General features: G+C 71.1%; 11 protein-coding genes. 3 read left to right on the forward strand and 8 right to left on the reverse strand.

All coding sequences use genetic code 11. From position 1 onward, the window contains the following. The first annotated feature begins 45 nt into the window (after positions 1-45). Together ACWGIS_RS17115 and ACWGIS_RS17120 are read left to right on the forward strand one after the other, a co-directional pair. Positions 46-2,448 (forward strand): glycoside hydrolase family 2 protein, encoded by a 2,403-nt coding sequence (locus ACWGIS_RS17115; protein ID WP_453363228.1) that lies wholly within the window; start codon positions 46-48, stop codon positions 2,446-2,448. Then, the gene (locus ACWGIS_RS17120) at positions 2,445-3,482 is read left to right on the forward strand and encodes a LacI family DNA-binding transcriptional regulator (RefSeq protein ID WP_453363229.1); all 1,038 of its coding nucleotides are present in this window, start codon (positions 2,445-2,447) and stop codon (positions 3,480-3,482) included. Before ACWGIS_RS17115 ends, ACWGIS_RS17120 begins: the two co-directional genes overlap by 4 nt. A 61-nt stretch (positions 3,483-3,543) precedes the next feature. Here the strand turns inward: ACWGIS_RS17120 and ACWGIS_RS17125 are convergent, their stop codons facing one another. The 3 genes from ACWGIS_RS17125 to ACWGIS_RS17135 form a co-directional block, all read right to left on the reverse strand. Beyond that, positions 3,544-4,887 carry a cellulase family glycosylhydrolase gene (locus ACWGIS_RS17125; protein WP_453363230.1) on the reverse strand — a complete coding sequence of 448 codons (1,344 nt, stop codon included), beginning with the start codon at positions 4,885-4,887 and terminating at the stop codon, positions 3,544-3,546. 606 nt (positions 4,888-5,493) lie between these two features. Beyond that, the gene (locus ACWGIS_RS17130; RefSeq protein ID WP_453363231.1) at positions 5,494-6,033 is read right to left on the reverse strand and encodes a VOC family protein; all 540 of its coding nucleotides are present in this window, start codon (positions 6,031-6,033) and stop codon (positions 5,494-5,496) included. A gap of 67 nt (positions 6,034-6,100) precedes the next feature. Then, positions 6,101-7,201 (reverse strand): ROK family protein, encoded by a 1,101-nt coding sequence (locus tag ACWGIS_RS17135; RefSeq protein ID WP_453363232.1) that lies wholly within the window; start codon positions 7,199-7,201, stop codon positions 6,101-6,103. Positions 7,202-7,598: 397 nt separating this feature from the next. Here ACWGIS_RS17135 and ACWGIS_RS17140 point away from each other — a divergent pair, with 397 nt between their 5' ends. Then, the gene (locus tag ACWGIS_RS17140) at positions 7,599-8,225 is read left to right on the forward strand and encodes a hypothetical protein (RefSeq protein WP_453363314.1); all 627 of its coding nucleotides are present in this window, start codon (positions 7,599-7,601) and stop codon (positions 8,223-8,225) included. A 696-nt stretch (positions 8,226-8,921) separates the two neighbouring features. On the opposite strand, the gene ACWGIS_RS17145 is transcribed toward ACWGIS_RS17140, so the two are convergent. The 5 genes from ACWGIS_RS17145 to ACWGIS_RS17165 all read right to left on the reverse strand — a co-directional run bounded on the left by ACWGIS_RS17145 (position 8,922) and on the right by ACWGIS_RS17165 (position 15,213). Then, a complete protein-coding gene (locus ACWGIS_RS17145) occupies positions 8,922-9,557 on the reverse strand; it encodes a DJ-1/PfpI family protein (RefSeq protein ID WP_453363315.1) in 636 nt (211 codons plus the stop codon). A 192-nt stretch (positions 9,558-9,749) separates the two neighbouring features. After that, positions 9,750-10,685 (reverse strand): GNAT family N-acetyltransferase, encoded by a 936-nt coding sequence (locus ACWGIS_RS17150; RefSeq protein WP_453363233.1) that lies wholly within the window; start codon positions 10,683-10,685, stop codon positions 9,750-9,752. 57 nt (positions 10,686-10,742) lie between these two features. Continuing rightward, complete coding sequence (locus ACWGIS_RS17155; RefSeq protein ID WP_453363234.1) at positions 10,743-12,557, reverse strand: glycoside hydrolase family 15 protein; 1,815 nt, start codon at positions 12,555-12,557, stop codon at positions 10,743-10,745. A gap of 305 nt (positions 12,558-12,862) precedes the next feature. Next, positions 12,863-14,581 carry a GAF domain-containing protein gene (locus ACWGIS_RS17160; RefSeq protein ID WP_453363235.1) on the reverse strand — a complete coding sequence of 573 codons (1,719 nt, stop codon included), beginning with the start codon at positions 14,579-14,581 and terminating at the stop codon, positions 12,863-12,865. 191 nt (positions 14,582-14,772) lie between these two features. Then, on the reverse strand, positions 14,773-15,213 hold the full coding sequence (locus tag ACWGIS_RS17165; protein WP_453363236.1) for a pyridoxamine 5'-phosphate oxidase family protein: 441 nt from the start codon (positions 15,211-15,213) through the stop codon (positions 14,773-14,775). Positions 15,214-15,317 lie beyond the last annotated feature (104 nt).

Below are 15,317 nucleotides of genomic sequence, written 5' to 3' on the forward strand. Positions count from 1 at the left end.
CCGTTGTCCATCCACCGGCCTGAGTCAGGCGATTGGAGCCGCACCATGAAGGACGTCACCCAGCTCACCGAGGGCTGGAGCCTGCGCCATGGCGAGGAACTGCTGAAGGCCGCGGTGCCCGGCTGCGTCCACACCGACCTGCTGGCCGCAGGCGCCATCCCCGACCCCTTCATCGGCCTCAACGAGACCGACCTCGCCTGGGTGGGCCGCCGCGCCTGGACCTACGTACGCCCCCTCGCGCACGACAGCGCGCACGAGCGCACGGACCTGGTGTTCGACGGCCTGGACACGGCCGCGTCCATCACCCTGGACGGCCGGCCCGTCGGCACGACCCGCAACATGCACCGCCGCTACCGCTTCGACGTCACGGGCCGCACCGGCGATCTGGAGGTCCGCTTCGCCTCCGCCTACGACGAGGCCGCAGCCGTGCGCGCCGTCACCGGTGAACGGCCCAACGTCTATCCCGAACCGTCGCAGTACATACGCAAGATGGCCTGCAACTTCGGCTGGGACTGGGGACCCACCCTCGTCACCGCCGGTATCTGGCGGCCCGTCGGACTGGAGCACTGGTCCACCGCCCGCATCGACCGGGTACGCCCCCTGGTGACCCTGGACCGCGGCACCGGGCACGTCGAGGTGCGCCTGGAACTCGAACGCACCGCCCAGGGACAGGGGCGTCCGCTGCGCGTCGAGGCCCGGATCGCGGGCGCCCGCACCGAGGCCGTCCTCACCGGCGACGAAGCGGTACTGCGCCTGGAGGTGCCCGAGCCGCGCCTGTGGTGGCCCCGCGGTTACGGCGAACAGCCCTTGTACGAACTCGACATAGCCCTCAGCGACGACGCCGGGCGCCCTCTCGACACCTGGAGCCGCCGCATCGGCTTCCGCACCGTCGAACTCGACCGCTCGGCCGACGAGCACGGCACCGGTTTCACCCTCGTCGTCAACGGAGTGCGCGTCTTCGCCCGCGGGGTCAACTGGATCCCGGACGACGCCTTCCCGTCCCGGATCACCGCCGAGCGTTACCGGACGCGGCTCACCCAGGCCGCCGAGGCCAACGTCGACCTGGTGCGCGTCTGGGGCGGCGGCATCTACGAGGACGACGCCTTCTACGAGGCGTGCGACGAACTGGGCCTCATGGTCTGGCAGGACTTCCTCTTCGCCTGCTCCGCCTACCCCGAGGAACAGCCCCTGCGCGGCGAGATCGAGGCCGAGGCCCGCGACAACGTTGTCCGGCTGATGCCGCACCCCTCACTGGTTCTGTGGAACGGCAACAACGAGAACCTCTGGGGCTTCCGCGACTGGGACTGGGAGGACGTCCTCGCGGGCGACTCCTGGGGCGAGGGCTACTACCTCGGCCTGCTCCCCCGCGTCGTCGCCGAACTCGACCCGACCCGCCCCTACGCCGCCGGTAGCCCCTGGTCCGGCTCCTGGGACCACCATCCCAACGACCCGGCGCACGGCACCCATCACTCGTGGGAGGTCTGGAACCGCCAGGACTACGCCGAGTACCGGGCGAACGTGCCCCGGTTCGTCGCGGAGTTCGGCTGGCAGGCGCCCCCGGCCGTGGCCACCCTGCGGCGCGCCCTGCCCGGCGAGCGACTCGCCCCCGGCTCCCCCGGCATGCTCCACCACCAGAAGGCCGAGGACGGCAACGGCAAGCTCGACCGCGGCGTCGCCCGCCACTTCCCGCTGCCGGAGGGCGACTTCGACCGCTGGCACTACCTGACCCAGCTCGTCCAGGCACGCGCGGTCGCGGCGGGCGTCGAGCACTGGCGCTCGCACTGGCCCCGCTGCGCCGGCACGATCGTCTGGCAGCTCAACGACTGCTGGCCGGTCACTTCCTGGGCCGCCATCGACGGCGACGGGCGGGTGAAGCCGCTCCACCACGAGCTGCGCCGGGTGTACGCCGACCGGCTGCTGACCCTGCAGCCCGACGGCGACGCCCTCGTGCTCGCCGTCGTCAACCAGTCCGCCAGTCCGTGGCGCACCGCGGTGACGCTGCGTCGCTGCGCGTCGGACGGCACCACGGTCCGGGAGAGCGTCCTGGACGTTACGGCCGCCCCCCGCGCGGTCGTCCGGCTCCCCGTGGCCGACGGTCTCGCCCCGGGCGAGCAGTCCGCGAAGGAGTTCCTGGTCGCCGACGCCGACGGGCTGCGCGCGCTCCACTTCGCCGTCCCGGACAAGGACTTCGCGTACCCCGGGCCGGAGTACGACGTCGAGGTGAAGCCGGTGGACGGGCGGGAGGATAGAGTCGACATCGTGGTCACCGCCCGTACCCTCGTCCGAGATCTGCTGCTCCAGCCCGACCGGCTCGCCCCGGCCGCCCACTGCGACCGCGGCCTCCAGACCCTGCTGCCCGGCGAGCAGACGCGCCTGCGGGTCACCGGCTGCGGACCGGTCGACGTGCACGACGTGAGGGCCGCCCTGTTCTGTGTGGACGCTTCATGAGCAGCGCGCCGGAACGGGTCACCATCAAGGACGTCGCGGCACGGGCCGGGGTGTCCAAGGGTGCGGTGTCACTCGCCTTCAACCACAAGCCAGGGGTCTCCGCCGCCACCCGCGAGCGGATCTTCGAGGCGGCCCGGGAGCTGGGGTGGGCGCCCAGCGCCACGGCGCGCAACCTGTCCAACCAGCGGGTGGACATCGTGGGCCTCGCCCTGTGCCGGCCCGCCCGGCTGCTCGGCCTCGAACCGTTCTACATGGACTTCATCTCCGGCATCGAGAGTGTCCTGGCGGAGCGGTCGTGCTCGCTGCTGCTGCGGCTGGTGCGCGACCTCGACGAGGAGATCGCCCTCTACAAGGCGTGGTGGGGCGGCCGGATGATCGCCGGGGCGATCCTGGTGGACTTCCGTGAGGACGATCCCCGGCTGCCGTCGCTGCAGGGCACGGGCCTGCCCGCCGTCGCCGTGGGTCACCCCTCGCTGACCGGGCCCTTCCCGGCGGTGTGGACCGACGACGCCTCCGCCGTGGGCGAGGCCGTCCGCTACCTGGCGGCCCTCGGCCACCGCAGGATCGCCCGCGTCGGCGGTCCCGCGAATCTCGGACACAGCGCCATCCGAGCGCGTGCCTTCGCGTCCACGACGCGTGAGCTCGGCCTTGAGGAGGCCAAGCAGATCGCGACGGGCTTCGACGAGAAGGAGGGCGCCCGCGCCACCCGCTCGCTGCTGCTCGCCACGGACCGGCCGACCGCCATCGTCTACGACAACGACATCATGGCGGTCGCCGGCGCGGGCGTCGCGGCCGAGATGGGATTCACGGTCCCCGACGACCTGTCCCTCATCGCCTGGGACGACTCCCAGCTGTGCCGGATCACCCATCCGACGCTCTCGGCGATGAGCCACGACGTACACCACTTCGGCGCCGAGGTGGCACGCGTCCTCTTCGACGTCATCAACGGTACGCACACCGGCCCGCACCAGGCACCGACACCCACGTTGACGCCCAGGGGATCCACCGCCAGGGCGCCCGGCACCGGTTCCTAGCCGGGGGAACACCCGCAGGGCCGCACTCCCGGGGAATGCGGCCCTGTATCCGTGTCGAGCGTCAACTCCCGGCGCAAACCACGCCGTTGAGCGTGAAGCTCGCAGGAACACCGTTGGCTCCGGTGGACGAGCCGTTGAAGCCGAAGCTCACCGTGCCTCCTGCGGGAATGGTCTCAGTCCAGGACTCGTTGACGGCCCGCACCTGGCTGCCGTCCTGTGTGGCCCTGGCGTTCCAGACGGAGTTGACCTTCTGCTGCCCGGGGAAGGCGAAGTCGAGCCGCCAGCCCTTCACCGCGGTGGTGCCGGTGTTGCGCACGGTCACGTCCGCGTTGAACCAGTTGCCCCAGTCGCTGAGCCGGTAGCCGACCGCACAACTCCCGCCGGTGGAACCGTCGTCGGGGACCGCTGTGAACACACTCGCCTCCCGCGCGGTCTGCCTGATGCCGTCGGCACCCTCGAAGAGACGCCGGCCCCAGGCGGTGAGCTTGGAGGCGTCGAAGTCGGTCGACAGATCGAGGTACTCGACACCGCCGCCGTTCCCGCTCCACGACCAGCCCAGGTAGCCGAGTCCCAGGCGCTGGGAGGCGGCCATGATGGCGTCCTCGTCCGGATTGCCGTCCGAGTGGGCGTCACCGAACTCGCCGACCACAAGGGGAAGGTGTTGGGTAATAAACCGGTTCAGGTAATCGTTCACCTCGGCTGCCGTGTCGAAGACCCCGTACATGTGGATCGAGAACACGGTGTTGCGGTCCGGGTCGGCGGCGAACACCTTCGCGGCGTTGTCCCGCATGGTGAACGCCCAGTCCTGGCCCCAGTTGGGGGCGTCGGCCATGAGCGTGTGACGGATTCCGGCCGCCCGTATCCGCGTGATGGCGTTCTGCGTGTCCGAAGTCCACGCTTCATAGCCGGAGTTGCCGTGCGGTTCATTGCCCAGGTTCAGGATGACGTACTTCTCCTGGCCTTTCAGTACGTCCTGGATGCTCAGCCAGTAGTCGACCGCCCGGGACAGCGAGACCGCGCCGGCCTGCTCCCCGTAACCGGTGGTGTCGTGCGCCTCCAGGACGCAGACCAGCCGGTTCTCCTTGCACCGGCTGATCACCGCGGCCACGTCGGTGGCGTCGTTCTTGGTCCAGCGGTCCCCCGTGGCGAGGACCACGCGCACCGAGTTGGCACCCAGCGCCTTGATGTCCTTCAGCGCCTGAGGCGTCCTGGTGGGGTACCAGGCGTGGGCGTGGTTCACCCCGCGCAGGACGAAATCCTTGCCGTTCGCGTCCAGCAGGCGGCCGTCGCCGACGTGGAACCCCTGTTCCGCCCGTGTCTGCGCCTGAGCGACGGTCGGCGCGGCCAGTAGCGAGGCCGCCATGGCCAGCAGCGCTCCCGCCGCGGTGGCCAGTCTTCTTCTCATTGCTGCTCCCAAGGTGATCGCTCGTGTCGGTCGCGCCCGATACGCGTTCGGCCGTACGGCACCGCCGTTCACCGCGGGGCTGTTCGTACGGTTCGCCCGGTCGTCCCCGGCGGGGCACGGACATGTCCGCTCCTCTCGCCACCCCGGCCAGGGCTGGTGAAAGGGAGTACGCGTACCGCATGAGGTCCCGCTGCCCGGGCATTCGGCGTGCGGCTCACACCGGACAGCGGGACGGCGCATCACCGATGAAGACCGCCACACGTTCCCCTCACCGGTAATGCGGGAGTGATGGCGGACATCTTCGATCAGCGGCTGGGAGAGAGGCTAGGAGGAGACCTCCGCCAGGGCAACCGTCCGAGCAAAACCGGTTAAGTTTAGTAGGAGTTCAGTTCCAGGGCGGAATACAGAGGTGACGCGGAGGGGCCTTTGTCACCGGGCGCCGAACGTCACGGCGCCCTGGACGTCCGTGCACAGCGGGTCAAGGCCACGGTGGAACGGATCCGGCGCCACCGTGCTGCGGGGACGTCACGGCCCCCACCGACCTTCAGGTCGAAGTACCACCGGTTCTCAGCGGTCTTCGGCTCCGGAACCGAGGGCTGGTCGGACTCAGGACGTCGGTCGTCGCGGTGCGCTGGCCACGCCCTTCTCACGGCCGCTCAGCGCGGCGTCCAGGGTCTCCTGGCCCCTGCGCATCGCCTCGGCGTACTTCGGCTCGGTCATGCGTTGCCAGGCGACGTCGGGTGCGACGTCCTCGACCCGGCTCATCACCCACCAGATGTTGCCGAACGGGTCCCGCACCCTCCCGCCGCGATCTCCCCACGCACTGTCCGCGACCTCGGTGACGAGTTCCGCCCCATGGGCGAGGGCGGCGGCCATGGCGGCGTCCGCGTCCGGGACGTAGACCCGCAGCAGCGACGGCATCGCCGGCCAGTCGGGGCGCCGGTCGAAGGCCAGCACGACCGTGTCGCCGACTCGGATCTCACCGTGGCCGATGCTGCCGTCCTCGACAGACACCCGAGCGATCTCCTCGCCGCCGAACGCGGCGCTGACAAAGTCGAGCAGCTCCCCGGTGTCGTCGGTGACCACCCACGGCGCGACGCTGGTGTAACCCTGGGGTGCGGCGTGACCCATCGGTTCGGCGCTCATCGTTTCGTCCCCTTCGTAGTCTTTCGCGACATGAGGACACTACGATCCGTCTAGGCCAGTTCCTGTCCTACATGGACGAGTTGGGAGCGGGATTCCACAGCGAACACGCAACCCCGGTACGCGGCTGCGCTTCCGCGGCACCGGGCAGCAGTCGGCGTGCTTCCGCGGTTCGCGTTTCGCCCCTCCCGGTCGCCTCCGCCGAGTCCGCCGGGTCGTTCGGGTCCTTCGGGTCCGCCGGCGAGGCGTGGGAAGCGGCTGCCGCGGCGCCGATGAGCCCCGCGTCCAAGGCGAGTTCAGCGGGGACGACCTGGAGGTCACGGACGAAGTCGAGGACGGCGTAGCGCTTCATCCATCGGCGCAGCGGCTCGAACAACGTGTCTCCCGCCTGCGCCACTCCCCCGCCGATGACCACGAGGTCGAGTTCCACCAACGCGGCCGTGGCGGCGATCCCCGCGGCCAGGGCCTGCGCCGCCAGCTCGTAGACGGCCCGAGCGGTGTCGTCACCGTCCCGGGCTGCCGCCGCGACGGCGGCCGCGGTGGCCGCGACTCCTTGGGGTGGCGTCCAGCCCGCCGCCAGCGCACGTGCGGCGATCGCCGTCCCACTGGCATGGCCTTCCACGCATCCCCGCGCGCCACAGGGGCATTCCGGCCCGTTCAGATCGACGGAGATGTGCCCGATGTGGCCCGCGTTGCCCGACCGCCCGGCATGGAGCCGTCCATCGAGGACCAGGCCGCCGCCCACACCGGTGGAGACCACCATGCACAGGGCGTTGTCCACTCCGCGAGCGGCTCCCCGCCAGTGTTCCGCCGCGGTCATGGCGACGGCGTCCCCGACCAGGACGGGAGTCACGTGAGCGGGCACGCGCGGGTGCGACCGGACCCGGTCGACCAGGGAAAAGCCGCGCCAGCCGGGGATGTTGACGGGGCTCACGCTTCCGGCGACGGTGTCGACCGGTCCCGCGCTCGCGATACCCATGCGGGTGAGGGTCGGCCAGGCCGGGTGCGCGGACAGCTCGTCCAGCACGGCCGTGACCGCTCCCATCAGGATTTCGGCCGACTCCCTTGCGGGCGTGGGGCGTTGGGCGCGGGTGACGAGCCGTCCCCGCGGGTCGACGAGTGCCCCGGCGATCTTCGTACCACCGATGTCGAGTGCTCCGTACACGACCATCACGTCAGCCCTTCGAGGAGTGAGAACGGGATCGACATCCCGGCACTGACACTCTGACGCGAGCTGACAACGTTGTCTAGCAGGAGACGGGCGGTTGAGTATGGGTTTAGTCAATAATGCGGCGGCGGCCCGAGAAGCTGCACGAAACCGGTTGAGCGCATGGTGGATGTCACTTGCGGACGTCGGGTCGTGGCCTACGCCGACTCCGAGGGAGTCTCTCCGTCGGCGGGGAGTTGTCAGGGGGCTGTCGTATCGTCCGGCAGGTGTGCTCCGGCGCTTTGGTGCGGTGGTCGAATCTCCCGCTGAAAACTGCCCGTGCAGCGGGCCCGTTCCCGAGCCCGATGGCAGCTGAAAGCCCGTGGCGGTGTAGCAGTGGGTCCGGCATCATCCCCCTGTGATGGTGATGCAACCCGTTCTGGAGATCTCCCCTGCCGACGACTTCGCGCTCTGGCCGGTGGGAGAGCACGAGCCATTTGGCTACCTCGTGCTGAACGGGGAGCTGACTCCGGCGGAGGTCGGCACGGCGGTCATGCAGATCGCCCACTGCAACGACTTCGAGTCGGAGGGGGAGCACGGACCGTGCCCGACCGACCCGCTCGGCGCCTTTCTGCACGGGCTGCTCACCATGCCTGATCTGCTCGCCTCCGGCGGTTTCCGAGTGACCGACAACGCCACCGACACCGTCTTCGTCGAGCCGGGCTGCTGCAACGGCCTGGAGACCTGGCGCGACTGGCTGGAGGTGCTTAACGGCACCGGCTGCTCCTACTTCGGGCACGATCCGTCCTCGATGGCCGAACGTCTTGGCGACATCGTCCGGCTGACGCTCGACGCTCACGGGACGGACAGCAGCCCGGTGATCGAGCTGTCAGTAGACCAGATACGGATGCTCGTCACCGGCGCCCAGCAGGATCTGCAGGACTTCCTCAGCCTTGCCGAAACCTGGGCTGAACAACACCTGCCGGCACACGCTGGCGCCGTCACTGCCGCTCTGGCACGGGCACTGGACCTGGCACCTACGCCATGACCAGCTTCCTGACCCACCGAGCGCACGTGCACGACGCCCGGCTCCCCCTCCACCGGCGGCACAGCGCGTTGCGCACTTGCCTCACCGTTTTTGCTCCTTATGGCTTGCGGGCGACATACCACCACCTCACGCTCAGCGCCGCGATCCCCCGTCGGTTGGAGACGGACCCGGACGCGCTGGCGCGGGCGGTGGAGGAACTGCACGAGGCGCGGGTGCTGTGGCTCGTGCGCGCAGACGAGTACGCCGCGCAGCGCCGGGCGGAGAGGCAGGCTGGGCGGCGGGCTGTACCGGACCCTCGGCCGTGGTGGCTTCGGAACTGGTGGGAAAGCCCCGACCGTGCCTGGTTCGAAGACCCGTTTCGCCACCCGTCGCTGCGCCTGACCGAGTACGTCCAGCGGCAGAACGCGATCTTGGACGGTGCCGAGCCGCCCGGCTGCCCGGCTTGCGGGGATGAGGGACCACGAGTGCTGCGCTCGACCGGGCACGGTTGGGTCGAGCGGTGCCCTGGGTGCGCGCGGGCGCTGACGCCATGTCCGTGCGGGCAGCGGCACCGGTTCGTGCCGGAGACCCCGTTCAACTGGAACAAGATCTGGCAACGGGCGCACATGAGCGATGACGGCACGCCGAGCCCGCATTGGCCTGCCGGTTATCCAGTTGGACGCCTTCGCGGATGCCGAGCAAGGCCGGTGCTGAGCCCTACCGCAGGATGAACCGGCTTCCGGCACGCAGTTTCTCCACCACCGCCGCCGGGGCCTTCTCGGGTGAGCCGGCGTCGTACGGTGGGCGGGGGTCGTACTCGGTTGCCAGTTGGACCGTCCGCGCGTGGTCGTCGCCGGCGACCCTGCCGACCAGGGTGAGGCCCATGTCGATCCCGGCGGAGACGCCGGCCGCGGTGATGAACTTGCCGTCCGTGACGACGCGTTCGCCGGTCGGCTCGGCGCCGAACGCGGCCAGGGTGTCGAGCGCCAGCCAGTGCGAGGTGGCCCGGCGTCCGCGCAGGAGCCCGGCCGCCGCGAGCAGGAGGGAGCCCGTGCACACCGACGTCGTCCAGGTGCTGGTGCGGTCGACCGTGCGCAGCCAGTCGAGCAGCACCTCGTTCTCCATCTGGGCGGACTGACCGGGCCCGCCGACCACGACGACGATGTCGGGCGTCGCCACTTCCCCGAATCCCCTCTCCGCGACGAGCACCAGGTCGCCCCGGTCGTTGCGTACGGGACCTGCCTGCTCGGCCACGAAGACGGTCTCGGCGCCCGGGATGCGGCACAGCATCTCGTAGGGTCCCACCGCGTCCAGCGCGGTGAAGCGTTCGAAGAGGACGATCGCGATCTGCATTGCCTGCCCTTTCATGGCCGACTCCAGCGCTCGCACCCGCCGCGACGGCGTGGGCCGAAGTCGTCGGCGGCGCGAGCCGCTGCTCATGGGGTCAATCCTTCGCGGCGATCGCGGTGGCCGCAACGACGAATACCCCACCCTTCCGGCCATCGGCCGCGCAGGCTTCCGCTTCCAGGAGGCGGCCTCATGGGCTCACCGCGTCGGCGGTTCCAGGACGAGTCGGATCTCCGTCGTCCGGTAGCCGGCGCGCTCGAACGCGGCGGCCATCGGGGTGTTCACCGTGTCCGTCGTGGCGGTGATGCGGTCGGCGCCCTCACCGGCGTGGAACCGGGTGATCTCGGCGAGGATCTCGTCGATCAGCCCCTGTCCGCGCAGCTCGGGGACCACGCCCAGGTATCCGACGTTGCGGTGGTAGGGGGTCGCCGAGGGGATGGCCAGGCCCGCCGGGGTGCCGTCCGGCAGCTCGGCGAGGCGCCACCAGGAGCGCTCGCCGGGGCAGTCGCGGTAGAACTCGATGTCTTCGCGGGCCAGTTGCTCGGCGTCCGTCGACCGGAGTTCGTTGCGCGTGTGCAGATCCAGGCTCCCCGCCGAGAGCCGGACGAACGCGTCGAGGAACTCCTCGTCCGTGCCCTCCCGGAAGACGAGCCTCCCCGCGGACTCGGGGACGCCGGCTGCCGGGGTCCACTCGTAGCGCAGTCGCTCGATCTCGTTGCTGAGGCCGGAGTCGGCCGCCGCCTTCCTGCGCCAGGTGACCGCCTCGACCAGGGCGGGGCTGTTCCGCCAGTCGGCGGGCAGGGAGATGTTGTAGACGGGCACCGCTCCGAAGGCGGCGTGGCCGGCGGTGAGCAGTCCGACGGCTGCACCGACCGGGTCGGTGACACCGGCACGCACCTGGAGGCAGTCGAGTGCGATGGGCCGTGTGCTGTCGGCGCGGCCCCACCAGAGGGCGCGCGCCAGGATCTCCCCGCTCTCGTCCTCGGCGAACCAGATCCACTCGGGACGGAACTGGTTGCTCGCGAGTTCCTCACGGATTCTCTCCGCGCTCAGGGCGGGTATGGGTCCGTCGGCCGCGTAAGCGGTGGCACGGTCGAGGTCTATGGGGTCTGCCGTGGCAGCGCGGAAGAGCATCCGGACATGATCACACCCGGGGGCCCGTAGGGGCCACGTCTTTCCGAGGGCTCGGTGTCAGCCGTCGAGCGGGGTGGCCTGGTGGATGGCCCAGGCGGCGTTGACGAGGCCGATGTGGCTGAAGGCCTGCGGGAAGTTGCCGAGCAGTTCCCCGCCGACCGGGTCGACCTCCTCGGACATCAGCCCCAGATCGTTGGCGCAGCCTGCCGCGCGCTCGAAGAGGTCGCGCGCCGCTTCGAGGTCCCCGGCCAGGGCGAGGGCCTGGGCCAGCCAGAACGTGCAGAGCAGGAACGCGCCTTCGCCTCCGGGCAGACCGTCGTGCTGGGGCAGATAGCGGTGGACGAGCCCGTCGGGGCCGGTGAGCCGTTCCCGGACGGCGTCGATGGTGGCGCGCATCCGGGGTGCGTCGGCGGCGACGAACCCGACGATGGGCATCGTCAGCACTGAGGCGTCCAGGACGTCGGAACCGAAGCTCTGCGTGTAGGCGCCTGCCGTGTCGCTCCAGCCGCGCTGCTCGATCTCCGCGCGGATGTCGTCCCGGGCCCGCGCCCAGTCGGCGACCCGATCACCGGCGTCGAGTTCGTCGGCCAGCCGGATCGCGCGGTCGACGGCGACCCAGCACATGAGCTTGGAGTACACGAAGTGCCGTGCCTCGCCGCGAATCTCCCAGATGCCCTGGTCGGGTGACCGCCAGTGCGTGACGGCGGCGTCGGCGCAGCCCGCGAGGAACGCCTTTGTGGGAGCGTCGAGATCACCGAGGTACCGGCGCAATCGGTGGGCGGCGGAGAGGAGTTCGCCGTAGACGTCGAGCTGGCTCTGCTGCCAGGCGTCGTTGCCGACGCGGACCGGACGACTGCCGCGCCAGCCGGGCAGATGCGGCAACTGGCGTTCGCTGAGGTCGCGTTCACCCCGGATGCCGAACATGATCTGCATCGGCGCGGGTCTGCTGGGGTCACTCGCGGCGGCGTGCGCCATCCACCGGAAGAACGCCTCGGCTTCGTCCGGGCAGGCCGCGACCCACAGGGCGTCCAGGGTGAAGGAGGCGTCCCGGACCCAGGCGAAGCGGTAGTCCCAGTTGCGTACGCCGCCGACTGATTCCGGCAGTGAGGTGGTGGGCGCGGCGATGATCGCCCCGGTCGGCTGGAAGGTGAGTCCCTGGAGGACGAGGCCGCTCAGCTGGACGAGCCGCGCCCAGGGGCCCTGGTACGTCTGGTGGAGTTCCGACCAGGAACACCAGCCGCGGACGGTGTCGCGCAGGTGCGTGTGGATGTCCGTCTGGGTCCACAGCTCGGGGCCGCCGCCCGCCCGCACCTGGTGCAGCGCGAAAGCCACGCTCTCCCCCGCGCGCATCCTGTGCCGGCCGCGGGCCATGTCGGTGATGCGCAGGGGCACCGGGGAGCACAGCCCCAGAGTGTCCGGGCCGCCGCGGCAGTGCAGTCCGCCCTCCTGCGCGATGAGCAGCGGGCGGACGACTCCGTATTCCGGTCTGGGAGCGAACTCGATGTCGATGTCCACCTCGCCCTCGACGCACTCCACCAGGCGCAGGAGGGCGTGCGGGGCGTCCCGGCCGAGGTCGTGGCCGCGCTGGTCGAGACCGGAGGCGAGGGCGTCGGTGAGCGTGACCAGTCCGCCGTCGGTGCGGAACTCCGTGCGCAGCACCAGCGTGCGGTCCAGGTACTCGCGCCGTGAGGTGTACGGGCCGGCCGGGCGGATCGACCAGTGCCCCGCCTCCGGGCCGAGCAGCCGCCCCAGCACGGACCGGGAGTCGAAGTGCGGGAGACACAGCCAGTCGACGGAACCGTCACGACTGACCAGCGCGGCGGTCTGGCAGTCGGAGAGCAGCGCGTAGTCGGCGATCGGGCGGTCGCTCATGCCGGTCACTCCACCAGTGTGCGGCGTGCGGGGCCATCGGGCAGCCCGCACGGCCGGTTGCGCGGAACCCACGGGGGCGGTACGGCAGCCGGGTGGCGCTGAGGGGCTGAAGGGTGACGGACCCGGGTGTGCCGCTGCTGAGCGGCTGCGGGGTGGCAGACCCGAGTGTGCCGCCGCTGAGCAGCCGCGGGGCGGCGACCCGGGTGTGCCGCGATGAGGGGGCGGCAGGGCGGCGTACCCGAGGAAGCCGCCCTCGAGCCGCCGCGAGGTGACGGCCCCCAGTGCGCCTTCGCTGATGCCGAGGTCTAGGACCTGCGCAGCGGGACCGACCAGGTGATCGTGGTGCCGCCGCCCTCCGGGGCGTCCAGTTCCATGCGGCCGCCCGACTGCTCGGCGCGCTCGGCCATGTTGCGCAGCCCGCTCCGGCGGCCCCCGGCCGGGACGCCCACGCCGTTGTCGGTGACCGTCAGGCGTACCTCCCGCCCGTCCGTGGCCAGGACCACCTCGGTCCGGCTGGCGCGGGCGTGGCGGGCGATGTTGGTCAGGGCCTCGGAGAGGACGGCCACCACGTGCTCCGCGGTCTCCCTCGGCACGTCGGTGTCCAGCAGGCCCTCCATCCGCACGCTGGGGGCGAAGCCCAGGACCGGCGCCGCCTCGCCGACGACGCGCACGGCGCGCGCCCGCAGGCCGGCTTCCCGGGAACCGTCGCGGCTCCGCAGGCCGAAGATCGTCGACCTGATGATCTTGATGGTCTCGTCGAGGTCGTCCACCGCGCGCGTCACGCGTTCGGAGGCCTCCGGGTGCTCGATGAACCGGCCCGCGCTCTGCAGGGTCATGCCGGTGGCGAACAGGCGCTGGATTGCGAGATCGTGCAGGTCGCGGGCGATGCGGTCACGGTCTTCGAGGACCGCGACCTGCTCGGCGGCCTGACGGCGTTCCGCGAGCTCCATCGCGACGGCCGCCTGGGCGGCGAAGCCTTGCAGGGTCTCCGTCTCCGTCTGCGTGAACGCCGGTCCGCCCTCCGCACGCGCCAGCAGCACCACGCCGCGCGCGCCCGCGTCGCCCGTGCCGATGGGCACGGCGACGGCGGGTCCCAGTCCGCCGAAGCGCGGGGGGTCCATGCAGACGCGGTCGTCCCGGGTGACGTCCGCGGTGGAGACCGGTGCCGCGGCGGAGAACGCCAGACCCATCAGGCTCCGGTCCATGGGCAGGACGAGTCCGCGGTGCGCGTCGGCGTCCATCCCCACCGCGATCTCCACCGCGAGCGAACCGGTGTCCGCCATGGGCAGCGCGACCGCCGCCAGGGCCGACTGCGTGATCTCGCCCGCCCGTTCCGCGATCAGGCCAAGGACCTCGGCGGGGGCTCCCCCCGACATCAGGCTGTGGGCGATCTCCGCGTTCGCCCGCAACCAGCGCTCGCGGAGCCGGGACTCGGCGTACAGGCGGGCGTTGTCGATGGCGACTCCGGCGGCCACGGCCAGCGTGAGCGTGACCGAGACGTCCTCCTCGTCGAACTGGGCGCCGCCGTGCTTCTCTGTCAGGTACAGGTTGCCGAAGACCTGGTCGCGCACCCGGATCGGGACACCGAGGAACGTGTTCATCGGCGGGTGGTGCGGCGGGAAGCCGTACGAGGAGGGGTGGTCGCTGATCTTCGCGAGGCGCAGCGGCTCGGGGTGGTGGATCAGCTCGCCCAGGATGCCGTGGCCCTCGGGGTACGGGCCGATCTCGGCGATCTGCTCCTCGCTCACCCCGATGGTGTGGAACGCGGACAGGCCCTTGCCGTCCGGGCCGATCACGCCGAGTGCCGCGTACTCCGCGTCGACGAGCACCGCCGCCGCCTCCACGATGCTGTGCAGGGCCTGTTCGAGGTCCAGTTCGCGGCCGACCGACAGCACCGCCTCCAGCAGACTGTGCACCCGGTCACGGGTGCCGCGAGCCGCGTCCAGCCGTGCCTGAAGCTCCTCCAGCAGCTCGTCCAGCCGCAGATGGGGCAGACGTACGCGGACGTCCTCGGGGCTTCCCACGTGTGCTCCTCGGGTTGCACGGACCTCCACACCGATCATGTGCCACGGTAGTACCCGGCCGCGGGACGCGGTAGCGCACGGGGTCGGATGCCGTGATCTGCCGCGGGACGCGGTAGCGCACGGGGTCGGATGCCGTGATCGTCTCCGTCCGGAGCGGCACCGTCACACCGCGGGACGCCGCCACAGGTCGTTCAGGACGGGAAGCGCACCCCGTTCAGCGGGTGTCCGCCGAGGACCTCGCGTCCGGTGACCAGCTCGGGGTCGATGCGGACGAACACCTCCTGGGGCGCGGGCACCCAGGAAGGCGGCCCGGTGGCGAGGAGCCGGGCGTGCTCGGCCGGGTCGGCCACCACCGCCGCCGCTCCCGTGACCACGACACTCCAGCCGGCGTGTGCGACCCCGTCGAACGCGTCGGCCTCGAAGGCGACCACCGCCCGGTCGATCGCACTGACCAGGGCGGAGGAAGCCGCCGTGCGGACCAGCACCGCGCCGTCGCGGTCGAGGCGGAAGTTGACGGGGAGGACGGCGGGCAGCGCGTGCCGGGTGTACACGATGCGCCCCACGGGCACGGTGGCCAGGAGCCGCAGGCACTCGTGCGTCTCCAGTTCGCGGAATCCGTCGTTGGCGTCCATCTGCTCTCTCGTCTCTCACCCGGCGCGGGCTGCGGCGCATCTCATGGTCGATGCGTGAACTGCTCCCACGCCAGGGGCCATCGGTCCCTGGTGTCCCGCGGGAG

Source organism: Streptomyces sp. NPDC054842 (assembly GCF_053611025.1).

What these genes read in the sequence shown, in the direction of transcription:
- ACWGIS_RS17120 (WP_453363229.1), top strand. Translation starts at nt 2,445, where the DNA reads ATGAGCAGCGCGCCGGAACGGGTCACCATCAAGGACGTCGCGGCACGG.
- ACWGIS_RS17130 (WP_453363231.1), bottom strand. Translation starts at nt 6,033, where the DNA reads ATGAGCGCCGAACCGATGGGTCACGCCGCACCCCAGGGTTACACCAGC.
- ACWGIS_RS17140 (WP_453363314.1), top strand. Translation starts at nt 7,599, where the DNA reads ATGGTGATGCAACCCGTTCTGGAGATCTCCCCTGCCGACGACTTCGCG.
- ACWGIS_RS17125 (WP_453363230.1), bottom strand. Translation starts at nt 4,887, where the DNA reads ATGAGAAGAAGACTGGCCACCGCGGCGGGAGCGCTGCTGGCCATGGCG.
- ACWGIS_RS17150 (WP_453363233.1), bottom strand. Translation starts at nt 10,685, where the DNA reads ATGCTCTTCCGCGCTGCCACGGCAGACCCCATAGACCTCGACCGTGCC.
- ACWGIS_RS17145 (WP_453363315.1), bottom strand. Translation starts at nt 9,557, where the DNA reads ATGCAGATCGCGATCGTCCTCTTCGAACGCTTCACCGCGCTGGACGCG.
- ACWGIS_RS17165 (WP_453363236.1), bottom strand. Translation starts at nt 15,213, where the DNA reads ATGGACGCCAACGACGGATTCCGCGAACTGGAGACGCACGAGTGCCTG.
- ACWGIS_RS17135 (WP_453363232.1), bottom strand. Translation starts at nt 7,201, where the DNA reads ATGGTCGTGTACGGAGCACTCGACATCGGTGGTACGAAGATCGCCGGG.
- ACWGIS_RS17155 (WP_453363234.1), bottom strand. Translation starts at nt 12,557, where the DNA reads ATGAGCGACCGCCCGATCGCCGACTACGCGCTGCTCTCCGACTGCCAG.
- ACWGIS_RS17115 (WP_453363228.1), top strand. Translation starts at nt 46, where the DNA reads ATGAAGGACGTCACCCAGCTCACCGAGGGCTGGAGCCTGCGCCATGGC.